The sequence below is a fragment of the Cryobacterium sp. M96 genome, from assembly GCF_002929845.1.
Classification (GTDB): domain Bacteria; phylum Actinomycetota; class Actinomycetes; order Actinomycetales; family Microbacteriaceae; genus Cryobacterium; species Cryobacterium sandaracinum.
Genome location: NZ_PJJS01000049.1, coordinates 103,612 through 128,750, shown reverse-complemented (window position 1 = coordinate 128,750; position 25,139 = coordinate 103,612). Strand labels below are relative to the sequence as shown.

General features: G+C 67.1%; 20 protein-coding genes. 10 read left to right on the top strand and 10 right to left on the bottom strand.

The window, feature by feature from the left end:
• Window positions 1-86: 86 nt before the first annotated feature.
• Complete coding sequence (locus CXY79_RS10160) at window positions 87-524, top strand: DUF5997 family protein (RefSeq protein ID WP_174720118.1); 438 nt, start codon at window positions 87-89, stop codon at window positions 522-524.
• 209 nt (window positions 525-733) lie between these two features.
• Here CXY79_RS10160 and CXY79_RS10155 read toward each other — a convergent pair whose 3' ends face one another.
• Together CXY79_RS10155 and CXY79_RS10150 are read right to left on the bottom strand one after the other, a co-directional pair.
• Entirely contained in the window at window positions 734-1,477 is a 744-nt protein-coding gene (locus CXY79_RS10155; protein WP_104101006.1) for an alpha/beta hydrolase, read from the bottom strand.
• A gap of 361 nt (window positions 1,478-1,838) precedes the next feature.
• The gene (locus tag CXY79_RS10150; protein ID WP_104101005.1) at window positions 1,839-2,087 is read right to left on the bottom strand and encodes a hypothetical protein; all 249 of its coding nucleotides are present in this window, start codon (window positions 2,085-2,087) and stop codon (window positions 1,839-1,841) included.
• A gap of 541 nt (window positions 2,088-2,628) precedes the next feature.
• Here CXY79_RS10150 and CXY79_RS10145 point away from each other — a divergent pair.
• Window positions 2,629-3,216 (top strand): NUDIX hydrolase family protein, encoded by a 588-nt coding sequence (locus tag CXY79_RS10145; RefSeq protein WP_104101004.1) that lies wholly within the window; start codon window positions 2,629-2,631, stop codon window positions 3,214-3,216.
• Window positions 3,217-3,258: 42 nt separating this feature from the next.
• On the opposite strand, the gene CXY79_RS10140 is transcribed toward CXY79_RS10145, so the two are convergent.
• From CXY79_RS10140 to CXY79_RS10125, 4 genes are all read right to left on the bottom strand, one after another.
• A complete protein-coding gene (locus tag CXY79_RS10140) occupies window positions 3,259-3,792 on the bottom strand; it encodes a GNAT family N-acetyltransferase (protein ID WP_104101003.1) in 534 nt (177 codons plus the stop codon).
• Window positions 3,793-4,103: 311 nt separating this feature from the next.
• A complete protein-coding gene (locus CXY79_RS10135) occupies window positions 4,104-5,657 on the bottom strand; it encodes a DEAD/DEAH box helicase (RefSeq protein WP_104101002.1) in 1,554 nt (517 codons plus the stop codon).
• A 232-nt stretch (window positions 5,658-5,889) separates the two neighbouring features.
• On the bottom strand, window positions 5,890-6,570 hold the full coding sequence (locus CXY79_RS10130) for a DUF1684 domain-containing protein (RefSeq protein WP_199186754.1): 681 nt from the start codon (window positions 6,568-6,570) through the stop codon (window positions 5,890-5,892).
• Complete coding sequence (locus tag CXY79_RS10125) at window positions 6,567-7,079, bottom strand: hypothetical protein (protein ID WP_104101001.1); 513 nt, start codon at window positions 7,077-7,079, stop codon at window positions 6,567-6,569. Before CXY79_RS10125 ends, CXY79_RS10130 begins: the two co-directional genes overlap by 4 nt.
• Window positions 7,080-7,122: 43 nt before the next feature.
• Between CXY79_RS10125 and CXY79_RS10120 the strand changes: the two genes are divergently transcribed.
• The 4 genes from CXY79_RS10120 to CXY79_RS10105 all read left to right on the top strand — a co-directional run bounded on the left by CXY79_RS10120 (window position 7,123) and on the right by CXY79_RS10105 (window position 9,915).
• The gene (locus CXY79_RS10120; protein WP_233191404.1) at window positions 7,123-7,551 is read left to right on the top strand and encodes an EVE domain-containing protein; all 429 of its coding nucleotides are present in this window, start codon (window positions 7,123-7,125) and stop codon (window positions 7,549-7,551) included.
• A gap of 140 nt (window positions 7,552-7,691) precedes the next feature.
• The gene (locus CXY79_RS10115; protein WP_104100999.1) at window positions 7,692-8,957 is read left to right on the top strand and encodes a hypothetical protein; all 1,266 of its coding nucleotides are present in this window, start codon (window positions 7,692-7,694) and stop codon (window positions 8,955-8,957) included.
• A gap of 21 nt (window positions 8,958-8,978) precedes the next feature.
• A complete protein-coding gene (locus CXY79_RS10110) occupies window positions 8,979-9,533 on the top strand; it encodes a 2-phosphosulfolactate phosphatase (RefSeq protein WP_104100998.1) in 555 nt (184 codons plus the stop codon).
• Between the two features lie 79 nt (window positions 9,534-9,612).
• A complete protein-coding gene (locus CXY79_RS10105) occupies window positions 9,613-9,915 on the top strand; it encodes a DUF427 domain-containing protein (protein WP_104100997.1) in 303 nt (100 codons plus the stop codon).
• Window positions 9,916-9,982: 67 nt separating this feature from the next.
• Here CXY79_RS10105 and CXY79_RS10100 read toward each other — a convergent pair whose 3' ends face one another.
• The 4 genes from CXY79_RS10100 to CXY79_RS10085 all read right to left on the bottom strand — a co-directional run bounded on the left by CXY79_RS10100 (window position 9,983) and on the right by CXY79_RS10085 (window position 13,535).
• Window positions 9,983-10,477 carry a SprT-like domain-containing protein gene (locus CXY79_RS10100; RefSeq protein WP_104100996.1) on the bottom strand — a complete coding sequence of 165 codons (495 nt, stop codon included), beginning with the start codon at window positions 10,475-10,477 and terminating at the stop codon, window positions 9,983-9,985.
• On the bottom strand, window positions 10,477-11,634 hold the full coding sequence (locus tag CXY79_RS10095; protein WP_104100995.1) for a sorbosone dehydrogenase family protein: 1,158 nt from the start codon (window positions 11,632-11,634) through the stop codon (window positions 10,477-10,479). Before CXY79_RS10095 ends, CXY79_RS10100 begins: the two co-directional genes overlap by 1 nt.
• A gap of 175 nt (window positions 11,635-11,809) precedes the next feature.
• A complete protein-coding gene (locus tag CXY79_RS10090; RefSeq protein ID WP_233191403.1) occupies window positions 11,810-12,373 on the bottom strand; it encodes a hypothetical protein in 564 nt (187 codons plus the stop codon).
• A 292-nt stretch (window positions 12,374-12,665) separates the two neighbouring features.
• Window positions 12,666-13,535 (bottom strand): spermidine synthase, encoded by an 870-nt coding sequence (locus tag CXY79_RS10085; RefSeq protein ID WP_104100994.1) that lies wholly within the window; start codon window positions 13,533-13,535, stop codon window positions 12,666-12,668.
• Window positions 13,536-13,845: 310 nt separating this feature from the next.
• Between CXY79_RS10085 and rpoB the strand changes: the two genes are divergently transcribed.
• From rpoB to CXY79_RS10065, 4 genes are all read left to right on the top strand, one after another.
• Entirely contained in the window at window positions 13,846-17,340 is a 3,495-nt protein-coding gene (gene rpoB, locus CXY79_RS10080) for a DNA-directed RNA polymerase subunit beta (protein WP_104100993.1), read from the top strand.
• A gap of 45 nt (window positions 17,341-17,385) precedes the next feature.
• Entirely contained in the window at window positions 17,386-21,297 is a 3,912-nt protein-coding gene (locus CXY79_RS10075) for a DNA-directed RNA polymerase subunit beta' (RefSeq protein WP_104100992.1), read from the top strand.
• A 180-nt stretch (window positions 21,298-21,477) separates the two neighbouring features.
• On the top strand, window positions 21,478-22,134 hold the full coding sequence (locus CXY79_RS10070; protein WP_146068124.1) for a hypothetical protein: 657 nt from the start codon (window positions 21,478-21,480) through the stop codon (window positions 22,132-22,134).
• A gap of 84 nt (window positions 22,135-22,218) precedes the next feature.
• Window positions 22,219-25,113 (top strand): bifunctional diguanylate cyclase/phosphodiesterase, encoded by a 2,895-nt coding sequence (locus CXY79_RS10065; RefSeq protein WP_104100990.1) that lies wholly within the window; start codon window positions 22,219-22,221, stop codon window positions 25,111-25,113.
• The last annotated feature ends 26 nt before the right edge of the window (window positions 25,114-25,139 follow it).

Here is a 25,139-nt window from a genome sequence, read left to right as displayed (position 1 = left end):
TCTCGTGATGGCACTGCGAACGTAGATCCGTGGGGAGCGGCTGTCTCTCAGGCTATGCGGGTGCTCTCAGGCTATACGCTTGACTGATGAGCGAGAAGAAGACCCAGACCATGAAGCCCGCCACGGCGGCCCAGAAGCTCGGGATTCTGCTCGAAGCAGCCCCGGAAGAATTCCAGAGCGCGCCCGTGTCGCGCACCGAACTGGCCGCGCTCGAAGCGAAACCGCCTGCCTGGCTGGTCGAACTGCGGGCGAACGGCCCGCATCCCAAGCAGGTCGTCGCCGCCAAGCTTGGCGTCTCGATCTCCGGCCTCGTGCGCGGCGCCGTGACGGAGCCGCTCACCTCCGCCGAGATCCAGGCTCTGCTGCAGCAGCCGCCAGCCTGGCTCGTGACCGAGCGTGCCACCCAGTATGAGGTGCGCGAGGAGCAGATCCGGGTCAAGGACCGCGACGCCGAGCGCGCCCGCAAGATCGCCCACGTCGCCCGCCAGGCAGCCCAGAACGAGAAGGCCGGTCGCGGCCGCTAGCGCCGCCGTCCCGCGCGCACGTCGCTCCCTCCGCGTCGTCTCACCAATTCGACGGAGATTTTGCCTGTAGGACGTCGATTCCGGCCTTTTTGGCCAACTCGGGCCAAAATCTCCGTCGAATTCGTTCGGGGCGGGAGACGCTGCTGTGTCGGGTGTCGGGTGTCGGGTGCCGGGTGTCGGGTGTAGCGGGGGTCGGGGTGCCGGGCCTCCTAGGCGTCGTACTGCGCGCGCAGGAACGTGACGATCTCGCCCAGTTCGGCTTGCGAAATGGAATGGCCCATGCCCTCGTAGATGCGCTCGGTAAGTGTGGAGTGTTCGGGAAGCCAAGCCCGGGTGCGGTCGACGGCATCCTGCGGGATGACCGGATCGGCCGTGCCGCGACCCCAGAAGACCGGCAGGCTCCGCTCACGCAGGCGCTCGTCACCGGTGTGCTTGCTGCGCCCCACGAAACCGGACAGCTGCACCGCGAACGCGAACCGGTCGGGTGCCTGACGCAGCAGCTGCAGCGCCATAGCCCCGCCCTGCGAGAAGCCGAGTAGTCCGACGGACGCGGGCTGCTCGGGAAGGCCGTCCAGCCATTCGAGCACCCCGGCAGCGGCAGCATCCAGTGCGTCAGCGCTCGGCGAGCCCGGGTTGACCTTGGCGCCGGCGGCCCCGATCGGGAACCAGGCCCAGCCCGGACCGGCCGGGAGCGGGGCGCGCAGCGCGGCGATCACCGGATGCAGCGGCAGGTGCGGCGCCAGCGAGAAGAGATCCCCCTCGTGCGAACCGTAGCCGTGCAGAATCAGCAGAAGCGGTCGCCCGGCGCGGTCGGCGCCAGACGCGCTCCACAGCACGGCATCCGGGTCGATGGGCTCGGCGCACGCGGCGGCGGCGCCGGTGGTGCTGCTCTCGGTGGTGTCGTCGCTCCCGGTGGAGGCGTCGCCGCCGGGATTGGTGTCGTTCGGGCCCATGGTGGTCCTCCTGTTCGAGGTCGACACCGGGAAACGCCGACGGGTCAATCTTTCCACTCCCGGGGACGCGGCAAAATCGGTCGGCATCCGTCGTACCCCGTGCAGAACTCCGGCGATCCGCTGCGAGAAGCCGGAAAGATGCCCGTATTTGCGGGAACCGTGCCACCGCTCCGCCGAATTTCAGGGGTCATGCAGCACTGGCCGGCACTTCCCCACGTGGCGGCGGCATCCGCGGGCACCCCGTGGCCAACTCAGGAGATTCCGGCAGCGGCGGGCGCGCCCCCACAGAGTTCCGCATGTTACCGCGTCGTTTCGCTGGGTGGCCGCGCCAGCCACCCGTTTCTCCTGAGTCAGCCTCACCTCACTCGCCCCGCCTGGCCTGCCCTGGCCAGCCCGAGCATCCATCGCCACCTGCTCGACCGGCGACGGATGTCCCGATCAGCTGGTCCGCCGCCTCGCCCCGCGCCGCCGGAGTGAGGCCCGCGAGGCGGCCCGTCGCCCACCAGAGACGGCCGGCGAACCCCAGTCCGGTGTTGTGGGTGACTGCGCCGGCCCGGGCCACTCGGTCGATGAACCCGGCGAGGGGAGCGAGGCCGAAGGAGATCCCCACTGGGTGATGCGCATGGCCGCGCCGTTGGTCGTGCCGAAGCGCCCGGACTCGAGGGATGACACGCCGGATCGCAGGCGCTCAAGCGTCGTCGTCGAGGGTCCGAACAGATCGAGGGAGCCGCGCGCCCGCGCCCGTTTCACTCAGTCGAGAAGCTGCTTCGCGAAGACGCCGGGGTCGCCCTGGCCGTGACAATCGATCAGGAGCGGGCCAGCAGACTGGCCTGCTCCGTGTCATCCGTGATCGACCCGGCGGGCATCCCGACGGCGATCGGCTGGTGCGGTCCGGGGTTCCGAAACCCCTCACTGGCGCCGTAGTCGGCCTCGATCTAAGCCCGGGACAGGTCCTGCGTCGGCATCCCGAGTGCATCGCCGAGGGCCAGCCGGTGAAGGCGCCGAGCGCGCGGTCGTGGCGCGCCGCCGCAGTTCTCTGCCTCACCATGCGCAGACCGTCGCCGCACGCGCGCCGGACCGCGCCCGTTCCGTCCGACCCGCAGCGGGGTGCCCATGGCGTATCCGGGCGCAGGGTAAGACAGAATAGCCTCATGAGCGTGCGCACACCTGACCCCGATCCGGACTGGACGCCTGGCCCCGAGGGCGCGGGGCCGCCCCACACCAACCCGGGCTGGCTGAGCGACGTCGAGCTGGCCGAAGTGCGGCGCCGACTTCCGATCCTTTACATCGAGGCGGTGCCCGTGCGAGTCGACGGCCTCGGCCAGGTCGTGGAGGTCGGCGTGCTCCTGCGCGCCCGGTCGACCGGCGAGATGACCCGGATGCTCGTGTCCGGCCGCGTGCTCTACGGCGAGACCCTGCGCGACGCCCTCTTCCGGCATCTCGAGAAGGATCTCGGCCCGATGGCCTTCCCGCAGCTGCCGATGAGCCCGGTGCCGTTCACGGTGGCCGAATACTTCCCGATGCCGGGCATCACCGCGTTCACGGATGACCGCCAGCACGCCGTTTCGATGGCCTACGTCGTTCCCGTCACCGGCACCTGCGACCCGCGCCAGGACGCCCTCGAACTGACCTGGATGACCCCCAAGGAGGCTGCCTCCGACGCGGTGGCAGCCGAGATGGAGGGCGGGCGCGGGGCGCTGCTGCGCATGGCGCTCGCCTCGGTCGGCGAGCTGCGCTAAGCCGCCTGATGGCGGCCCGATCCTGCGGGCCGCCGCTGCGAGCTACTCGGTCGTGACGAGTGACAGACGACGCGCGAGCGAGCGCGGTCGCACCAGGCGCACTTCGTGGAGCTGTTCGCCGAGCACTTCCTGATCCTGCTCGTGGCCGTCGGGGGCGTAGCCGTTGCGCTTGTAGAACGAGTGCGCGCGGGGGTTGTTTTCGGCGACCCACAGGTAGGACGGGCCCTCGTCGACGACGGCGTCGAAGAGCTGCTGGCCGATGCCGGTGCCGTGGTAGGCGTCGAGCAGGTAGATGAAGTAGAGCTCCATCGGGGCCGGTTTGTCGGCGTCGCGGGACGGCCCGCTACCGGCGAATCCGACGATCTCGCCGTCGACGAGGGCCGCAACCTGGCGGTGGTTCGGTCCCTGGGCGCTGAACCGGCGCCACATGGCGGCCAGGCGTGCGGGCTGCAGCTGCTCAAGGGCGGCCTCGCTGAGCAACTGGTCGTAGGTTTCGTGCCAGCAGGTGGCATGCACGCGGCCGAGGCTGTCGGCATCTGCTTCTGCGACGGGACGAAGTACTGCTGTGGTGGCCATGACCCGAGACTAGCTCAGCCGCAGGCACCCGATTGACGCTGCCGGGTTCTGCCCGTGGTCACTGCGCCGACGGCTCCCGTCCGACCCGCGACTTCCCGGTCTACGGCGGCTCCAGACCCCGCCGATGAGTCGGATAACAAGTGGCTAACTCCTGAGATCCGGTGGCGCCATGGTGCGGCGCCACGTGATTCCGGGGCCGAGCATCCGTCACGGGCATGTTTCTCCTGAGTTGGCCACAACGCAGAACGGGCCAGCCTCGGGAGAGGCCGGCCCGTTCACAGTGGAACTAACGTGCAGATGCTGCCGAGCGACTAGCCCTGCGCGCGGCGCGGGGCCGAGCGACGAGCGCCGCCGGTGGCGCCGGCGCCGCGCACGAGGCCTCCGACCTGGAGGCCGCCGGAGCGACCACCCTGGGCCGGACGGCTCTGGGCGTTGCCCGATCCCTGGCTGCGACCGGATGCCGCGGGGCGGCCCGAGCGCTCCTGGCGCGCTCCGCCGGTGGGTGCCACTGCGTCGCTGCCGCGGTGTCCGCGGTTGCCACGTGCTCCACCGGCGCGGGCGCCGGAGTCGCGGGCGCCGGAGTCGCGCTCATCGCGGTTGACGCGCTTGCGCTGGGCGTTGGCGCCCTGCGAGCGGCCGCCCTGGGACTGGCCGTGCGGCTGCTCCACGCGGGGGAGAGGTTTGACGTACGCTGCGACGTCGCCGACGAGGGCGTCCACGGCGGGGGAGGACGCGGTCACGCGCTGCGGGGTCACCTTGATGGCTGCCTTGCGCAGCAGCGCGTCGGTGTCGCGGCGCTGTTCGGGGAGAACCAGAGTCACGACGTCGCCGGCGCTGCCGGCGCGGGCGGTCCGGCCCGAGCGGTGCAGGTACGCCTTGTGCTCGGCCGGCGGGTCGACGTGGATGACGAGTTCGATGTCGTCGACGTGCACGCCGCGGGCGGCGACATCCGTGGCGACGAGAACCTTCACGTCGCCGGCGCTGAACGCGGCGAGGTTGCGGTCACGGGCCACCTGTGAAAGGTTGCCGTGCAGGTCGACGGAGGGGATCCCGGCGTCGGTGAGCGACTTGGCGAGCTTCTTGGCCTGGTGCTTGGTGCGCATGAAGAGGATGCGGCGGCCGGAACCGCTCGCGAGCTTCTCGACGAGCGCCTTCTTCGATTCGACGCCGTCGATCTCGAAGACGTGGTGCGTCATCGCGGAGACGTGGCTGTTGGCCTCGTCGACCGAGTGCATGACCTCGTTGTGCAGGAAACGGCGCACGATCTTGTCCACCCCGTTGTCGAGCGTGGCCGAGAACAGCAGGCGCTGGCCGCTGCTGGGCGTCTTGTCCATGATGCGAGTGACGACGGGCAGGAAGCCCAGGTCCGCCATGTGGTCGGCCTCGTCGAGTACGGTGATCTCGACGGCGTCCAGGCTGATGAAGCCCTGCTTCATGAGGTCCTCGAGGCGACCCGGGCAGGCCACGACGATGTCGACGCCGGCCTTGAGTGCGGAGACTTGGCGGCCCTGCGAGACGCCACCGAAGATCGTGGTTGTGTTGAGGCCGTACGCCTCGGCCAGCGGCGTGAGCGCGTTGGTGATCTGCGTGGCCAGCTCGCGGGTCGGGGCGAGGATGAGGCCGAGCGGGCGGCCCGGACGACGTCGGCCGCCGGCGAGCTTGCCGCCGAGGCGCGACACCATGGGCAGTGCGAACGCGAGGGTCTTGCCGGAGCCGGTCTTGCCGCGGCCGAGCACGTCGCGGCCGTTGAGGGTGTCGGGCAGCGTGTCCACCTGGATCGGGAACGGGCTGTCGATGCCCTGCTCGGTCAGGATGGCAACGAGAGGGGCCGGCACGCCAAGCGCACTAAAGGAAGTTTCAGACAAAATGGTGCCTTTCGGGCATCAGATTCCTCGGGCATCCGTTCCGCACGGGCGGCAACTCGGAGCCTCAGAGGTTTCACATGGCGAAGGTGCCGATGGGCACATCCGTTCGCCGTAAGAAGGTTTAATTCGAAAAATCGGGCCGGCCCTGGTGGGCTGCCGCAATAAGAAGAGGCGTTCTACGACGCAGCGGGCGCAACTACGCACCCGCAAGCTTCCATCGTAGCGGATGCTGTCAAGCCCTAGGGTCGAACGCCCGCCCGACGGGAGCCGTGGGATGGCGCTCCGCACCGGGGGTCAGCTCGCCGACGGGCACCTCCGCGGCCACGGTATTGCCGGCCTGGGGCAGCGGACAGGCCCACATCGGGTCGTACGCGCAGGACGGGTTGTAGGCGAAGTTGAAGTCGAGGATGATGCTGTCGTCGTCGGCCCCGGCGCCCAGGTCGGCGCCCTTGATCGTGTCGAGCAGGTAGCGACCGCCGCCGTAGGTTCCGCCGGGCTTGCCGGCCAGACCGTCGCGCACAGGCAGAAAGAGCCCGCCGCCGTAGTTGGAGAGCCGCCACAGGTCGATTGGTCCCAGGTAGGGCAAACGCACGGTGCCGACGAGGTCGAACTGCACCTTCCCGTCGGTGCCGGTGTCAACCGAGATGCGCATCGGATGTTCCGCGCGGTGCACCTCGGCCTCGAACCGCCAGTCGGGGTCGTAGGCGGCGACCGGCAGCCCGGTGAAGCCGGCCCGGTCGTCGGGCATCAACGGCGACGCCGAATGCCCGCCGAAGAGGTCGTCCCTGCCGCTCCGCCACAGTTCGTGGCCGGCGGCCGGGTCGTGCGCGCTGAGCTGGCGCACGCTGCCGTACAGCCCGAACACGCGCCGACGCCAGTCGGCCACCTGCAGGGCGCCGAGGGTGGTGCTCACGAGCTCGCGCCGGACTCATCGACGCCGAGGTCGAGGCTCCAGTTCGGCGCGAGGCGCTTGAGCTGGTGCAGCCGCCACTGCCAGAGCGCCCAGAAAACGGGCCAGCTGGCCAGGGTGAGCGCGCCGGTGCGGAAGATCAGCTGGTCTCGAAAAAGCGTCTTGCCGGTGCCGGCCGGGTCGGGAGACACGGCCATCCGGTGGTCCCAGAGGGTGACCGAGGCGAGCGGCCCCGATACCCCGCGGCCGGTGTCACGCAGGATGCGCACGCCATCCTTCCGGGTGGTCGCCATGGTCAGGCGAATCACTTGGTCGCCCATCGGCACCAGGCCGAGCGCAGTCAAGCTGACCGGATGCTCACCCGGCTCCCAGATGGTGGGGAACCCATCCATCTCAAGCGATTCGACGCTCACCACGGGCGAACTTACCTCGCGGAACACGGCAGGACTCCGCAGGGCGCGCCAGGCGGCATCGGGGGAGCAGTCGAGGATCTCTTTCAGAAGAACACGCATGATCCCAGTCTGTGGTGCTGGGGCATGCAGTACAACTAAGAGGGTGGCAATTCGATACTGGCTGGGCGTTGCCTCACGCGAACACGTGCTGCGCGCCGTCGCGGTGGGGCTTGTGCAGGCCAGCCACGGGGCCCGGGTGGCGCTCGAGCAGATGGGCGAGTCCGACGGGGTGGTCTACTATTCCCCGAAGACGAACATCGACGGCGACACGCTGCGCGAGTTCACCGCGATCGGTCGCATCGCCCCCGGAATCGTGCATCAAGGCGAGTCCGCCGCCCCGAGCTCGTACCGCCCGTGGCGACGTCACATCGATTACGAAACGGATGTCGTGGCCGCCTCCATTCGCCCGCTCCTATCAGTGCTCGAGTTCACCCGCAGCAACCCCGACTGGGGCTACCAGCTGCGCCGGGGGCTGCTCGAGATCTCCCGGCACGACTTCGAGGTGATCCGGCGGCAGATGCGCCGGGAGTAGCGCTGGTACCAGCCGTTCTTCGTAGATGCTGCCGAGGCGACCCGTTTCCGCGGCGATTGTGGGTGGGATCGGCGATTTTCGAGGACGTGCCACCGGGTGCGGCGCCGGGGTGAGGCGCATCCTTTCGGTACACTGAAGGCATGACTGGCGAGTTCTGGTGGGTGCCCTCGGCCGTCGTTTTCGGTGGGGCGGCAGCGGTCGTCGTGGTGATCGTGATGATCATGCGGCGCCGGGTCCGGGCGCGCGCGCGCGTCGACCTCGCTCTGGCCGCGGAGCGCACCCGAGCCGCCGCAATCGCCCTCGTGCGTGCGGATGACCTGATCGAGGTCGCCACCGACGAGCTCGGTTTCGCGGTCGCCCAGTTCGGGGAGAACGCCACCAGCGACTTCGCCGGCGCGCTCGACGCCTCCCGGCGGCAGGTGCGTGACGCGTTCCTGCTGCAGCAGAAGCTCGACGACAGCGTGCCCGACTCCGAGGGTGAGCGTCGCCGCTGGACCGAGGAGATCATCGTGCTCGCCGACGAGGCCGTCAAGCGCCTCGGCGCGCAGACCCGCACTTTCGACTCCCGGCGCGGCGTCGAACGGGATGCCCCGCTGCTGCTTGAGAAGTTGCGTCGTCGCCTCGACCGGGTCGCCGACCGCGTCGCGGCCGGCACCGCCAGCCTCTCCCGGCTCAGCCGCACGTATGCCGCGCACGCCCTGGCCCCGATCAGCGGCAACGTCGCCCGCGCCGAAGAGGCCGTCGATGACGCCCGCCGGGCAGCGGATGCCGCGGCCGCCCGTCTCTCCCGCGAAGCCACCGACCCCGTGGGTGACCAGTTGCTCGCGGCCGAGCAGGCCCTGCACCGCGCCGGCACCTTGCTCGACGCGATCGAACAGGGCGAAGACCAGTTGCACGTCGGATTCGCCTCCCTGGCTCGAGCGCTCGACGCGGCGGACGCCGAGCTGGCCGAGGTGCGCGCGCTGCGCGACACCCACGAGGAGACCACGGCCCGCGGCGAACTGAACCGCGTTATTGCGGAGGCCGACCGGGTGGTCGGCGAGCTGCGGCAGCCGTCGCGCTTGAGCGACCCTGCCGCTGACCAGTCCCGACTGCGCACGGCAATGGACGGTCTCGACCTGATCCGTTCCGAGGCCCGCAACCGCCAGTTGCGGCTCGACAACGCCCGCGGCGCGCTGACCGGCGCTCTGTTGGCCGCGCGCAGCCAGATCACCGTGACCCGCGACTTCATCACCGCGCATTCCGGCCGCGTGGGCGCTGTGGCGCGCACCCGCCTCGCGGAGGCCGAACGCAAGCTGAGCCTGGCGGCTTCGGAGGCCGACCCGGTGTCCGCACTGGACACCGCGCGCAGCGCGATGACCCATGCCACGGATGCCGACGCGCTCGCCCGCTTCGACGACCGGTAGCGCCGCCGCTACCCTTGGGGAGTGAACAAAGACGCGCCCCAACAGAAGTACCAGGTCCGTTTCGATGTCGGCCTGGCCGGGTTCCAGGCTCTGGCCGCCGAGGCCGACGTGGTCATCCTGGCCGACGCCTTGCCGTCGCCCGGCTCCGAGATCGTTCTCCCGACTGCCCTGCACGAGCACCAGGTCATCGCCGCGAACCTCGCCAATCGCGAGAGCGTGGCTGATTGGGTGCTCGCCCGCCAGGCGGAGAAGGGAGACCGGTTCTCCGTGGCCGTGATCGCCGTGGGCGAGCAACGCCAGGGCGGCACCCCCCGGTTCGCGGTGGAGGACTTCCTCGCCGCCGGCGCCGTGATCGACGCCCTCGCCGCCCGCGGCATCGACCACTGCTCGCCGGAGGCGGCCGCGGCCGCCGCGGGATTCGCGGGTCTCGCGCGGGCCGTGCGGCACCTGGTCACCGCGTCCGAAACCGCCCAGGCGCTCGTCGCCGAGGGGCGGTCGGCCGAGGTGCAGGCGACGGATGCCCCGGCGCGCTCCCCGGGAATCTCCCGATTGCGGGAATTCGCCTTTCCGGGCTGAGGTTGTTCCTAAAGCGGTCTCTGAGCCGAACCCCTCGTTTCACCCTCACCGTTTGAATCTCACTGAAGGAGCAACTCCCATGAAGGCAGTACTCAACGGCACCGTCATCGCCGAAGCACCGCAGGCAGATCTTCTCAAGATCGAGGGCAACTGGTACTTCCCACCGGCGAGCGTGAACTCCGAGTTCCTCGTCGAGAGCCCCACGCAGTACACCTGCTCCTGGAAGGGCGCGTGCCAGTACTTCAGCGTCAAGGACGGTGAGACTCTGCTGCAGGATCGCGCCTTCAGTTACCCGACTCCGCCCTCGGCCTCCTTCGACCGGGTCGGCCAGGACTACAGCAACTACGTCGCCTTCTGGAAAGAGGTCCAGGTCTCCGAGTAGACCGCTCCTGGCCGGACGGACGGCCCGGGTAATCGGTGGTCGAGCCTGTCGAGACCACAGGGCAGCGCTAGGGCTTCGCCGCCCCCGCAGCCTGTCGCCGGGCGGCGGCCGTGATCTCGCGCCGTGTCCACCGGATCAGGAACCGCTTGTCGAATCCGCGCACGCACAACCCGCAGGCGAACGCCCGGGTGGGTTGTCGGTAACGGTAGTGCGCGTGGCCGGCCGGGCAGGTGCCGACCCACGGCGCGAGCTCGTCGGCGATGTCCCCGTCGTGCGTGCTCTTGCCGTCATAGCCGAGGTTCCGCGCGATCACCTTCCACTTCGGCCCGTGGCCGGCGCGCGGTCCGGCCAGAGCGTGCGCGACCTCGTGCAGCAGGATCTGGTGCACGTCATCGTCTTCGTAGCGCGCCGCCAGGTAGCGGGACACGGTGATGCGCCGCACGGTGAAGTTGCAAAGCCCCGCTCGCTTCTTCGCGTTGTCGAAGGCGAAGGTCCAGCTGGGATCGAGGTGCAGCGTGATCAACGCTTCCGCCCAGTGCCGAACCCGGTCGAGGTCGGCCATCAGGGTGCGACCGCCACCTGGTAAAGCCGGTCGTCGCCAGCGGAAGGGGTGCCGCGGCCATCCGTATTATTGCTCACGAACCACAGTGTGCCATCGGGCCCAGACACTACATCGCGCAGCCGCCCGAAGCTGTTCCCGAACCAGTCATCGACCTCGCCTGTGGAGGGATCGATGCGCCACAGCCGCTCGCCGCGCAGGGTTGCCATGAAGATGGTGTCGTTCACGATGGCGAGCCCGCTCGGGCTGGCCTCACTGGTGGGCCACTGCTGCTCCGGGTCGAGGTAGCCGGAGTCTGCGCTCTGTCCCCGGCCCTCGACGATCGGCCAGCCATAGTTGCCGCCCGGGGTGATGAGGTTGAGCTCGTCCCAGGTGTTCTGTCCGAACTCGCTGGCCCAGAGTCGGCCGCTGGAGTCCCAGGCGATCCCCTGCGGGTTGCGGTGGCCGTAGGAGTAGACGAGCGTGCCGAACGGGTTGTCGTCCGGCACGGCGCCGGTCGGCGTCATCCGCAGGATCTTGCCGCCGAGGGAACCCAGGTCCTGGGCGTTCTCGGGGTTCCCGGCGTCGCCGACCGTGGCGTAGAGCAGGCCGTCCGGGCCGAAACCGAGCCGACCGCCGTTGTGGTTACCGGCCTTCGGGATGCCGCCCTGCACCGGTTCGGATGCGCCGAGGGTGTGGCTTCCGACCGTGCCGAGCAGCGGCATCCGTACGATCCTGTTGTCGTCGGCGGACGTGAAGTAGGCGTAGACCCACCCGGTTCCGCCCGGTGCGACCGGGTCGGCCAGTGCAGCGAGGCCGAGCAGCCCGCCTTCACCGCCCGGGCTCGCCTCGGCGACCCGGCCGGCGTCGCGCAGGCTGCCGTCGGGCAGGAGTTCGCGCATGAGGGTCGTGTCGCGTTCGCTGATCAGGGTGCCGTCGTTCGGCAGTCGCAGGACCGACCAGGGGGCATCCAGCCCGGATGCGATCACGACCGGGGCGTCGACCGGCCGCACCGATGGCCCGGCGGTGCCGGTCGGCCCGGGTGCAACGGTGTCGGACGGAACCGGCCGGGCGGGGGTCGAGGTTTCTGCCGCGGGCCCGGGCGCGGTCGCCGTGCACGCGCTGAGCAGCAGGAGCGCGCCCAGGGCCAGCACCCCGGCCGCGCCGCTGCGTGGTGGCATCCGCCCGCTCATCTTCCACCTCCTTCGCACCGGCACGCTCGCCGGCGCTGTGTCCAGCATGCCCCGAATTTCTGCTTCGTGGTGAGTGGCCCGTTCCGTGCGTAGCTCCTGCAAATCGATGTCCGGATGCAGCCGGCCGGTCAATCGCCGGCCGGCGCCCCGCGGTGCCGACGCGCTACTGCTGTAAGCGGGACTGTCGCCGCTCGGCAATGAATGACTCGACCACCGCAACGGCGACGAGCGCACTCTCGAGGAGGGCGGGTGTGGCGCCGGCCTGCTCCCGCAGCGTCACCGAGGCCGTGAAGTCTGCCAGGGCGGCGTCGAGGTCGCCCTGTTCGAAGTGAACCTTGCCGCGGCTTTCCCGGGCGAACGCCGCGACGGCGCCCCACTCGTGCGTCTCGGACTCGAGCACACAATGGGTCAGCTCGGTCACCGCCTCGTCGAGCTTGCCTCGGTACTGCTGTACCTGGGCGCGACGGATGCGACTGAACGCGAGTTCTTCCCGCGACCCGGTGAACCGGGACTGGCGCAGCGCAGTGTTCGCCATGTCCCAGGCCTCGTCGATCCGGCCGGTCAGCCGCAATAGCACGACCTTCTCGTTGAGGGCGGACAGGCTGCGAAGCTCGCCGAGTTCTTCGAGGCGCAGCTCAGCAGCAGAGAGGTCGACTTTCTCACGCAGGGTGACGGCGTCATAGCCAATGATGATGGGCAGGGTGTGGTCCTGAGGCGAAGGCGGCACATGCCGCGGAGTAAACGTGGTCCCAACCAGCGTAGCCGGGCCGGGCCGGGCTGGTCCCCGATCCGGCCTGATCCACCGGCATCCGTCGCCCTCGTCCCCCCGCCGCGAGCCGCACACGTGGCTAACTCAGGAGATCCCAGCGCGTGAGCACATAAAGCCGCATGAACACGGATGCCCGCAGCACCTTGGCCCCGGATCTCCTGAGTTGGCCACACATCACCCGGCGCGCGACGCCCAACCCGTGACCCCCGGCGCGCGACGCCCAACCCGTGACCCCCGGCGTAACCGCGGCTCAGCTGCCGAGTTGGAACACCGTGCGGCCGGGCAGCGGGGACGGGGTGGCCGTCACATCCGTCGTCACCATCGCGGTCGCCATGAAGTGCGTGAGCTCAGCACCCTCGACCACTTTCGACGGATGCGGCCCGCCCGCCAGCAGCCGCGACACCCAGCTCGTGTCGATGGGGGTGTGCGCGGCGACGAAGACGATATTGCCGAACCGGCGCCCCTTGAGCACCTGGGTCTCCGCGAGGGCGAGCACGTGTCCGAAGACGGCTGACAGCGTCGCGGCCTGTGAGCGGGCGAACGGCAGACCGGGCCCGTCGGCGACGTTCACGACGAGCACCCCGCGCGGCGACAGAAGGGGAGCGGCCAAGTCGTAGAACTCGCGGCTGGTCACGTGGGCCGGGGTGCGGGCCCCGGAGAAGATGTCGACGACGACGAGGTCCACCGCGCCGTGCAGCCCGGCCGGCAGCTTGGCCAGAACCTCGCGGGCATCACCGTGCCGCACGCGCAGCTGCGCCCGCTTGTCCCAGGGCAGCTCGCCGCGAACGAAATCGATCAGGTCGCTCTCCAACTCCACGACCTGCTGGCGGGAGCCCGGCCGGGTCGCCTCCACGTATCGGGGGAGGGTCAGCGCGCCGGCGCCGAGGTGCACGGCGGTGATCGGCTCGCCCACCTCGCCGATCAGGTCGATCACGTGACCGATCCGCTGCACGTATTCGAAGAACAGCTCGCCCGGATCGTCCAGGTTCACGTTCGACTGCGGCGTGCCGTCCACGATCAGGTTGAAGCTGCCCGGGGTGAATCGGTCGGGCTCGATGACGGCGTGGTGGCCGCTCAATTTCAAGGTGATCGACGGATGTTGCGCTACAGGCCTGCTCATCCCTCAAGTCTGCGCCCTCCGCAGTCTGCACCGGGGCGGCCCGAAACCGGGTTATACCTGAGAATTTATGGCACGTCAAGAATTGAGTGGACATGGTGAACTAACCGGCATATAGTTGTTCTTTGCGCTCCCAGACTAAACTCTGCCTTCATATTGCGGTCGGCTTTGCGTGCTCAAGCCACCTTGACGCATACCTCGTTCCAGGATTTCAGAACACCGGAATTTCAGAACGCGAGGGTCTGAGGAGTTCGTACTCGGTATTCCTTACTAACAGTGACTAGACCTGACGGGGTCCACGGAGGTTATTTCCTTGGCTGCTGCGCGCAACGCAACCACCAACTCACCCAAGAACGGACGCGCCGCTGGCCGTCTTTCGTTCGCGAAGATCACCGACAATCTGACTGTTCCGGATCTGCTTGCTTTGCAGACCGAGAGCTTCGATTGGCTCGTCGGTAACGACAACTGGAAACAGCGTGTCGCAGAAGGCCAGGCGGCCGGTCGACAGGACCTGCCGACTCGCACCGGGCTCGACGAGATCTTCGAAGAGATCTCACCCATCGAGGACCTCGGCGAAACGATGCAGCTGTCGTTCACAAACCCGGAACTCGAGCCGGAGAAGTACACCATTGACGAGTGCAAGGAAAAGGGTAAGACCTACTCCGCACCTCTCTATGTGAACGCTGAGTTCATGAACCACCTCACCGGTGAGATCAAGACCCAGACCGTGTTCATGGGTGACTTCCCGCTGATGACCCCCAAGGGCACCTTCGTGATCAACGGCACCGAGCGCGTCGTTGTCTCACAGCTGGTCCGCTCCCCGGGCGTCTACTTCGACCGCCAGCAGGAGAAGACGTCCGACAAGGACATCTACTCCGCTCGCGTCATCCCGAGCCGCGGTGCCTGGCTCGAATTCGAGATTGACAAGCGCGACCAGGTCGGCGTTCGCATCGACCGCAAGCGCAAGCAGTCCGTCACCGTCTTCCTCAAGGCCCTCGGCCTCACGAGCGAAGAGATCCTCGAGGAGTTCAAGGGCTTCGCGTCGATCGAACTCACCCTGGAGAAGGACAACATCCTCACCAAGGAAGAAGCCCTCAAGGACATCTACCGCAAGCTGCGTCCGGGCGAGCAGGTTGCCGCCGAGGCCGCGCGTGCGCTCCTCGACAACTTCTTCTTCAACTCCAAGCGCTACGACCTGGCCAAGGTCGGTCGTTACAAGATCAACCGCAAGCTCGGACTCGAAGCGCCGCTCAGCGACTCCGTGCTGACACTCAAGGACATCCTGGCCACGATCAAGTACCTGGTTGCGCTGCACGACAACCAGACCACGATCGCCGGCGTCCGCGACGGCAAGCAGACCGACATCCGCATCGACATCGACGACATCGACCACTTCGGCAACCGTCGCATCCGTGCCGTCGGCGAGCTCATCCAGAACCAGGTGCGCACCGGCCTGTCCCGCATGGAGCGCGTCGTTCGCGAGCGCATGACCACGCAGGACATCGAAGCGATCACCCCGCAGACCCTGATCAACGTGCGCCCCGTCGTCGCCGCGATCAAGGAGTTCTTCGGTACCAGCCAGCTGTCGCAGTTCATGGACCAGAACAACCCGCTCGCCGGACTGACGCACAAGCGTCGCCTGTCCGCGCTGGGTCCGGGTGGTCTGTCCCGTGACCGTGCCGGCGTCGAGGTGCGAGACGTTCACCCCTCGCACTACGGCCGCATGTGCCCCATCGAAACCCCGGAAGGCCCGAACATCGGCCTGATCGGTTCGCTCGCCTCGTTCGCGCGGATCAACGCCTTCGGTTTCATTGAGACCCCGTACCGCCGCGTCGTCGATGGCAAGGTCATGAACGACCAGATCGACTACCTCACCGCCAGCGAAGAAGACGAGTTCATCGTCGCCCAGGCGAACGCCCCGCTCACCAAGGACTGGCACTTCGCCGACGCCCGTGTTCTCGCCCGCAAAAAGGGTGGAGAGGTCGACCTTTTCCCCGCGGAAGACATTGGCTACATGGATGTTTCGCCTCGCCAGATGGTGTCCGTCGCCACCTCGCTCATCCCGTTCCTCGAGCACGACGATGCGAACCGCGCCCTCATGGGTGCCAACATGCAGCGTCAGGCCGTCCCGCTCCTGATGAGCGAGAGCCCGCTCGTCGGTACCGGCATGGAGGTCTTTGCGGCCATCGACGCCGGTGACGTGCTCACCGCCGACAAGGCCGGCGTGGTGATGGAGGTTTCGGCCGACGTCGTCACCATTCAGCTCGACGAGGGCGGCACGCAGGAGTACTACCTGCGCAAGTTCGCGCGCTCCAACCAGGGCACGAGCTACAACCACCGTGTCATCGTGCAGGCCGGCGAGCGGATCGAAGTCGGCGAAGTCATCGCCGATGGCCCCGCCACCGAAAACGGAGAACTCGCTCTCGGCAAGAACCTGCTCGTCGCGTTCATGCCATGGGAAGGCTACAACTTCGAGGACGCGATCATCCTGAGCCAGAACCTGGTCAAGGACGACACCCTCTCGTCGATTCACATCGAGGAATACGAGGTTGACGCTCGCGACACCAAGCTGGGCAAGGAAGAGATCACCCGCGACCTGCCCAACGTGTCGCCTGATCTGCTCGCCGACCTCGACGAACGCGGCATCATCCGGATCGGTGCCGAGGTTCGCCCCGGCGACATCCTCGTCGGCAAGGTCACGCCCAAGGGCGAGACCGAGCTGTCCGCCGAGGAGCGCCTGCTGCGTGCCATCTTCAACGAGAAGAGCCGCGAAGTTCGCGACACGAGCCTCAAGGTTCCCCACGGTGAGCGCGGCACCATCATCGGTGTCAAAGTCTTCGACTCGCAGGACGGCGACGACGAGCTCGGCTCGGGCGTCAACCAGCGCGTCGCGGTCTTCATCGCGCAGAAGCGCAAGATCACCGAGGGTGACAAGCTCGCCGGCCGTCACGGCAACAAGGGTGTCATCTCCCGCATCCTGCCGATCGAGGACATGCCGTTCCTCGCCGACGGAACCCCGGTCGACATCATCCTCAACCCGCTGGGCATCCCGGGCCGAATGAACTTCGGTCAGGTTCTGGAAACCCACCTGGGCTGGATCGCCAAGCAGGGCTGGCAGGTGGAAGGCAAGCCCAAGTGGGCCGGCCGTCTGCCCGAGGCCGCGCACAGCGCAGCTCCGAACACCAAGGTCGCGACCCCGGTATTCGACGGCGCGCTCGAGGTCGAGATCGAGGGTCTTCTCGACTCGACGACCCCGACTCGTGACGGCGACCGCCTGATCGACCGCACCGGTAAGACCCAGTTGTTCGACGGCCGCTCCGGCGAACCGTTCCCCAACCCGGTTTCCGTGGGCTACATGTACATCCTGAAGCTGCACCACCTTGTCGATGACAAGATCCACGCCCGTTCCACCGGCCCCTACTCCATGATCACGCAGCAGCCGCTGGGTGGTAAGGCGCAGTTCGGCGGACAGCGTTTCGGTGAGATGGAGGTGTGGGCGCTCGAAGCATACGGAGCCGCTTATGCCCTGCAGGAACTCCTGACCATCAAGAGCGATGACATCCTCGGCCGGGTGAAGGTCTACGAGGCCATCGTCAAGGGCGAGAACATTCAGGAGCCGGGTATCCCCGAGAGCTTCAAGGTTCTGATCAAGGAAATGCAGTCGCTGTGCCTGAACGTCGAGGTGCTGTCGAGCGACGGTACCGCCGTCAGCCTGCGCGACACGGATGACGAGGTGTTCCGCGCTGCGGAAGAACTCGGCATCAACATTTCCACCCGGTTTGAGTCGTCTTCGATCGACGACATCTAGGCCCGGCCGATGACGAACACTTCGAATACTTTCCAAGGAGAGAAATTGCTCGACGTAACCACATTTGACGAGCTTCGCATTGGCCTTGCGACCGCCGACGACATCCGTCGCTGGTCTCACGGTGAAGTCAAGAAGCCCGAAACAATCAACTACCGCACGCTCAAGCCGGAAAAAGACGGCCTGTTCGGCGAGCAGATCTTCGGCCCGTCCAGGGACTGGGAATGCTCATGCGGCAAGTACAAGCGAGTGCGCTTCAAAGGCATCGTCTGCGAGCGCTGCGGCGTCGAGGTCACGAAGTCGTCGGTGCGCCGTGAGCGCATGGGCCACATCGAGCTCGCCGCCCCGGTCACCCACATCTGGTACTTCAAGGGTGTCCCCTCGCGTCTCGGCTACCTGCTGGACATGGCTCCGAAGGACCTCGAAAAGGTCATCTACTTCGCCGCGTACATGGTCATCACGGTTGACGAAGACGGCCGCCACCAAGACATGCCCGGCCTTGAGAACGAGCTCCGCCTCGAGATCAAGACCATCGAGGGCCAGCGCGATTCCCGCATCGCTGACCGTCTGCAGCGCCTGGAAACCGACCTCGCAGCGCTGGAGGCCGAAGGTGCCAAGAGCGACCAGAAGAAGCGCACCAAGGACGCCGCCGAAAAGGAGATGAGCCAGGTCCGCAAGTCTCTCGACGAGCAGATCGCTCACCTCGAGCGCGTTTGGGAAGACTTCCGCACCCTCAAGGTCGGCGACCTGAAGCCCGAAGACTCCGTCTTCCACGAGCTGCAGGACCGTTTCGGCATGTACTTCGAGGCCTACATGGGCGCCGAAGCCATCAAGAAGCGCCTGCTGGCCTTCGACCTGGTCACCGAGAGCGAAAACCTGCACCTGCAGATCGCCGAGGGCAAGGGCCAGAAGAAGATCCGTGCGATCAAGCGCCTCCGCGTGGTCAACGCGTTCATCATCACCGGCAACTCGCCGGCCGCGATGGTGCTCGACGTCGTCCCCGTGATCCCGCCCGAACTACGCCCGATGGTGCAGCTCGACGGTGGCCGCTTCGCGACCTCCGACCTCAACGACCTCTACCGTCGCGTGATCAACCGCAACAACCGCCTGCGTCGTCTGCTTGACCTCGGTGCCCCCGAGATCATTGTGAACAACGAGAAGCGGATGCTGCAGGAGGCCGTTGACGCGCTCTTCGACAACGGTCGTCGTGGCCGCCCCGTCACGGGTACCGGTAACCGCGCCCTCAAGTCACTGAGCGACATGCTCAAGGGCAAGCAGGGTCGTTTCCGTCAGAACCTGCTCGGCAAGCGCGTCGACTACTCCGGCCGTTCGGTCATCGTCGTCGGCCCGCAGCTCAAGCTGCACCAGTGTGGTCTGCCCAAGCAGATGGCACTCGAGCTGTTCAAGCCGTTCGTGATCAAGCGCCTGATCGACCTGAGCCACGCTCAGAACATCAAGGCCGCCAAGCGCATGGTCGAGCGTTCACGCCCGCAGGTCTGGGACGTGCTCGAGGAGATCATCCGCGAGCGCCCCGTGCTGCTGAACCGGGCACCGACGCTCCACCGCCTTGGCATCCAGGCGTTCGAGCCTCAACTCGTGGAGGGTAAGGCGATCCAGTTGCACCCTCTCGTCTGTGCCGCGTTCAACGCCGACTTCGACGGTGACCAGATGGCAGTTCACCTGCCACTGTCGATGGAAGCCCAGGCCGAAGCGCGCATCCTGATGCTCGCCTCGAACAACATCCTGAAGCCGTCTGACGGTCGCCCGGTGACCCTGCCCACCCAGGACATGATCATCGGTCTGCACCACCTGACCACGCTCAAGGAAGGCGTCATCGGCGAGGGCCGGGCGTTCTCCTCGATCGCGGAAGCGATTCTCGCTTTCGACCAGAAGAAGGACGCGAACCAGGGCCTCGACCTGAACGCCAAGGTGCGCATCCGTCTGGCCGACAAGTACTTCGAAGAGGGCACGCAGCCCGAAGGCGTCGAACTCGTCAACGGCCAGGCCGTCGGAACTGTGTTGGTGACCACCACGCTCGGCCGCGCGATCTTCAACGAGGCCATGCCGGTTGACTACCCGTACTTCGAAAAGGTCGCCGACAAGGGCAGCCTCTCGGCGATCGTCAACGACCTCGCCGAACGGTACCCGAAGGTGGAAGTCGCCGCGACGCTTGACCGCGTCAAGGACGCCGGTTTCTACTGGGCCACCCGGTCCGGTGTGACCGTGGCGCTCAGCGACATCCTGACCCCGCCGAACAAGCCGCAGATCGTTGCCGGCTACGAGAAGCAGGCCGCCAAGGTGCAGTCGCAGTTCGAGAAGGGTCTCACGACCGACCTCGAGCGTCGCCAGGAGCTCATCCAGATCTGGACCAAGGCAACCGAAGACGTCGCCGCGGCCATGCAGGAGAACTTCCCGGCTGACAACACCATCAACCGCATGGTCACCTCCGGTGCCCGTGGTAACTGGCTGCAGGTGCGGAACATCGCTGGTATGCGAGGCCTGGTCAACAACCCGAAGGGTGAGATCATTCCTCGCCCGATCATCTCGAGCTACCGCGAAGGCCTGTCCGTCGCCGAGTACTTCATTGCTACTCACGGTGCTCGTAAGGGTCTGGCCGACACGGCTCTGCGTACCGCCGACTCCGGGTACCTCACGCGTCGTCTCGTGGACGTCTCGCAGGATGTCATCATCCGCGAAGACGACTGTGGCACGACCAAGGGCCTGGAACTGCCGATCGCCGAGGTCAACCCGATGGGCGATCTCGTCCGCCACCCCAACGTGGAGAACGCGGTATACGCTCGCAGCCTGGCCACCCCGGCGGTCAACGCCAAGGGTGAGATCGTGGCTGACGCCGGCGACGACGTGGGTGACGTGCTCATCGACAAGCTGGTCGAGGCCGGTGTCGAGACCATCAAGGTGCGCTCCGTGCTGACCTGTGAGTCGGCCGTCGGAGTGTGTGCGGTCTGCTACGGCCGCTCGCTCGCCACCGGGCTGCTCGTCGACATCGGTGAGGCCGTCGGTATCATCGCCGCACAGTCCATCGGTGAACCGGGTACCCAGCTCACAATGCGTACTTTCCACACCGGTGGATCGGCATCCGCCGACGACATCACCCAGGGTCTGCCTCGTGTGCAGGAACTGTTTGAGGCCCGTACCCCCAAGGGTGCGTCGCCGATCGTCGACACCGCCGGTCGCATCACCATCGAGGACACCGACCGCAGCCGGAAGGTCATCCTGACCCCCGACAACGGCGATGAGCCGATTGCCTACCCGGTGCTCAAGCGCTCCACTCTCCTCGTCGAGGATGGCCAGCATGTCGAGCTCGGCACGCAGATCATCATCGGCGCCGTCGACCCGAAGGAAGTTCTTCGCGTCAAGGGTGTTCGCGCCGTGCAGAAGCACATCGTCGGTGGAGTGCAGGATGTCTACCGGTCGCAGGGTGTGCCGATTCACGACAAGCACATCGAGGTCATCGTTCGCCAGATGCTGCGCAAGGTGACCGTCGTCGAGCACGGCGACACCGGCCTGCTCCCCGGCGAGCTCGTTGACCGGTTGAAGTACAACGACCTCAACCGCACCGCGCTCACCGAGGGCAAGAAGACGGCGTCGGCTCGTCAAGAAGTCATGGGTATCACCAAGGCTTCGTTGGCGACCGAGTCCTGGCTGTCGGCCGCTTCCTTCCAGGAGACCACCCGGGTTCTGACCCAGGCGGCCATGGAAGGCAAGAGCGACCCGCTGATGGGCCTCAAGGAGAACGTGATCATCGGTAAGTTGATCCCGGCCGGCACCGGTCTTCCCCGCTACCGCGACGTCACCGTCGAGGCAACGGATGAAGCCAAGGCTGAGCGTTACCCGAACCGCATCTTCACCGATGATGCAGCGTTCAACGAGGGTGACCTGAGCTTCGTCGACTTCGACAGCTTTTCGTCGGATGACTTCACCCCCGGCACCTACAACTAGTCACTAGCGATAGGTTCCACGGACGGCCTCCTGCCTCGGCAGGGGGCCGTCCGTGGTTAAGCCCGTTCGCCCCCGCTGGTCGAGCCTGTCGAAACCCGAGCCTGTCGAGACCCGCGATAGGCTGGTCCAGAATCTTTCTGGGGGTATCGCATGGGTGCAGGTCCGGTGTCCGCTTCGGCAATGACGCGTCGACGGATGTGGGTGCTCCTCGGCGCCGTCGGCTCCATGCTGGTCATCGCCCTCATTGTCCTGCTCATTGTCTGGCGGGGCGGCGCGGGCGCGCCGGAGGGAGAGGCGGTCGGGCGGCCGCAGCCGCACTCGTCCCCTGCGCCCCTGGCCCTCGCCAGTGTGCCTGCTCCGACGGCCACGACGGATGGGCCGCATCCGTCGACCTGTGATGAGCTCTACAGCCCGGCGATCGTGGCCGCTTTCGATGACCTGGTGCTCAACCCGGCCTGGGTCGCTGAGGAGAACTCGGACGTCAACCGCGGGTCCGGGGACCCGGAGTTGATCGCCCTGATCGACGCTACCGGGGAGCGCCTCACCTGCGTGTGGGCGAACGCCAACGGCGGGTCCGGCCTGGGACTGACCACGGAGTTGGTGTGGGTGACCCCGGAACAGTCGACCAAGATTCAAAGCCGGCTGACCGCCGCAGGTATGAACTGCTACGAGGAACTCGGCGGAATGCGTTGCCTCATCGAGACAACCGAGGATGGTGAACTCGTCGGTGAGTCGCACTTTCTTCGCGACGACATCTGGCTGGCCACCAGATATGTCAATACCGGACCGGACGGCTACACGCACGACATCATCGCCAACGTGTGGGCCGACGAGTAGTCGCCCGGGAGATCCGCAATCCGCGCACAAAGTAGGGTAGAAGCAACGACCGGCAGACCTGCTTTTCGGGAGCAGAGGAACAGTATGCGGTTGGTCGGGCAGCTCGGTGGAGCGCTAGTCGGTGCCATGGGTCTCCTGGTGCTGGTCAGTTGGTACGTCGGAGTCGACGCCCTGCCGCCCGTGCTCCGCGACCTGCTGGCGATGAAGCCGATGGCAGCCCTGGGGCTCGTGCTGGTGGCGGTTGCCGTGCTGGCCGTCGATCGTCGCAGGCTGACCGTGATCCTGGGTCTGCTGGCACTGATGATCGGCGCCCTCACGATCGCGGAGTTCGTCGTCGGCCGATCACTCGGCATCGATGTGCTCCTGCCGGGAATCGACTTCGGCGGGCGGTCGGAGCGGATGGCGCCGTCCACGTCGGTGGCGCTGGTCCTGCTCGGTGCGTCCGTCATCGCCAGCCGGGCCGCTCGATCCGCCGTGATGCTCGGCTTCGCATTCGCGGCTCTGGGCGTCAGCCTGGTCGCGATCCTGGGTTATGCCTATGGCGTCTCCTCGCTGTATTCGCTGGGCGGCTACACGAGTATGGCCTGGCAGACGGCCTTGGGCGTCGGAATCCTCGCCACGGCCCTGTTGATTCAGCGCCCCGATGCCGGTCTGATCGGCCTCTTCCGAGACGGTGGCAGTGCGGGTCGGCTCCTCCGCCAGGTCATTCCATTCCTAGTTCTGGGACCGTTCATCCTCGGTTGGCTGCGGCTGTGGGGACAGCGCCAGGGCTGGTACGACACGGCCTTCGGCGTCGCCATCCTGATTCTCGGCATGACAGTGCTCAGCTGCGTGCTGGCGTGGGTCGCTGCCCGCCGGCTGCGTGACCTCGATCGTCAGCGTGATGGCGCGATGCAGGCTCTCGCTGAGGCCAACCACACGTTGGAGGCGACGGTCGAGAACCGAACCCGCCAGCTCGCGGAGACGGCCGACACGCTGCACACCCTCATCAAGATCGCACCCGTTGGAATCGTGCAGATGGATGCCGCGGGCGGGCTCGTGTCCGCCAACGACCAGTGGCTGGCACTCAGCGGCCTCACGAAGAGTCAGTCGCGCCGCGACGGCTGGGCCACCGCGCTCCATCCGGATGACGCGGAACGGGTGCTCCTCGGTTGGGAAGCGAGCGCCGCAGCCGGCGAGCCCTTCGAAACCACCCTGCGGTTCCGCACCCCTGAGGGCCACATCAACTGGGTGCAGGTGAACACCGCTCCGATGCGTGATGAGAAGGGCATCATCGGGCACCTGGCCAGCGTCACCGATGTCACCGCGCAGCGTGAGGCCGAGAACGCGGCCACGGCCGCCGCGGCCCGGTTCGAGGCTGCCTTCGCTTCCTCGCCGTTGGGAACGGCCATCGTGACGCTCGACGGACAGGTAGTGGCCGCCAACAGGCGGCTCCTGGAACTGGCGGGTCACCAGAACCCGCTTGTCAGCGCCCATATCGAGACGATCTTCATGCCGGCTGAGGACGCTGACGATGAGGAGATGGAGAGCGCTGGCCTGGAAGGTCCGTCGACCCGACAACGCATCGACCGGCGGATGCGCCACGAAGGCAATCAGGAAACCTGGGTCAAGGTCAGCATCGCCGAGATCTTCGAGGGCGACCAGGCCGGGGGACTGCTGTACCAGCTGGAGGACATCACCGCCCGACGCCTGGCCGAGGCGCGGGTTGAGCACCTGGCATTCCACGACCCGCTGACGAACCTGCCCAACCGTCTGCTCCTGCTCGACCGGTTGAAGCAGGCGCTTCTGCAGGCGTCGCGCCAGGGTCGCGGCGTTGCGGTGCTATTCATCGACCTCGACCGGTTCAAGTTCGTCAATGACAGCCTTGGGCACCACGCCGGTGACACAGTGCTGAACGAGGTTGCCATCCGCCTCCGGCAAAGCATCCGGGCCGGCGACACGGTGTCCCGAATCGGAGGCGACGAGTTCGTCGTGATCTGCCCGGATGTCGGTGGCAGCGAGGATGTGCACCGGATCGCCGATTCGATCCAGGCGGCCATCGCGCGGCCGATCACGATCGGCGACCAGTCGGCATCCGTCGACGCCAGCATCGGGATTGCTTTCGGCCTCGGGCACGACGATGCCGAACTGCTCCTGCGCAATGCGGATCAGGCCATGTACCTGGCGAAGGACCGCGGGCGCGCCCGCTACGAGGTCTTCGACGACGACCTGCGGTACCGCATCCATCAGCGGCTCGACAGCGAGTTGGCCCTGCGCGACGCGGTGGAACTGGGCCAGATCGAATCCTGGTATCAGCCGATCGTGGATCTGCAGGACCACAAGGTGGTGGCGACCGAGGCTTTGGCACGCTGGCGAAGGCCCGAGCGCGGGCTCGTGATGCCGGGTGACTTCATTGCTCTCGCCGAGGAAGTGGGTCTGATCAAGGGAATCGGATCGACGGTGCTCGGCCAGGCGTGCCGGGCGGCCAGGGGGCTGGCTCAGGGAGTGGCGGTCAGCGTCAACGTGTCCGCGCGGCAATTCGTGCAGGATGACTTCGGTGACGTCGTCAAGCGGGCCCTCGCCGAGTCGGGTCTGCCGCCGGAACAGCTCTGGCTGGAGCTGACCGAGAGCGCGGTGCTCGACGCCATCGATTCCGCGGCCCGGACCTTCCAGGAGCTGCGGAGCCTGGGCGTGCGGCTGGCCATCGACGACTTCGGCACGGGGTATTCATCTTTCACGCACCTGCGCGCGTTCACGGTTGACCTGCTCAAGATCGACCTGACGTTCATTCGCGACGTCGAGAGCTCCGATCACGATCGCGCGATCGTGGAGGGAATCCTGCGTCTGGCCGATTCCCTGAACCTGGATGTCGTCGCCGAGGGCATCGAGACGACGAGCCAGCGGGACCTGCTGAGATCCATGGGCTGCCGCTTCGGCCAGGGCTATCTTTTCTCCAAGCCCACGCCGTCCGTGCATCCCGAAGTGCAGTTCGCCCACTAGCCCTGGCGCTCTGCGGTGCCCGGGGC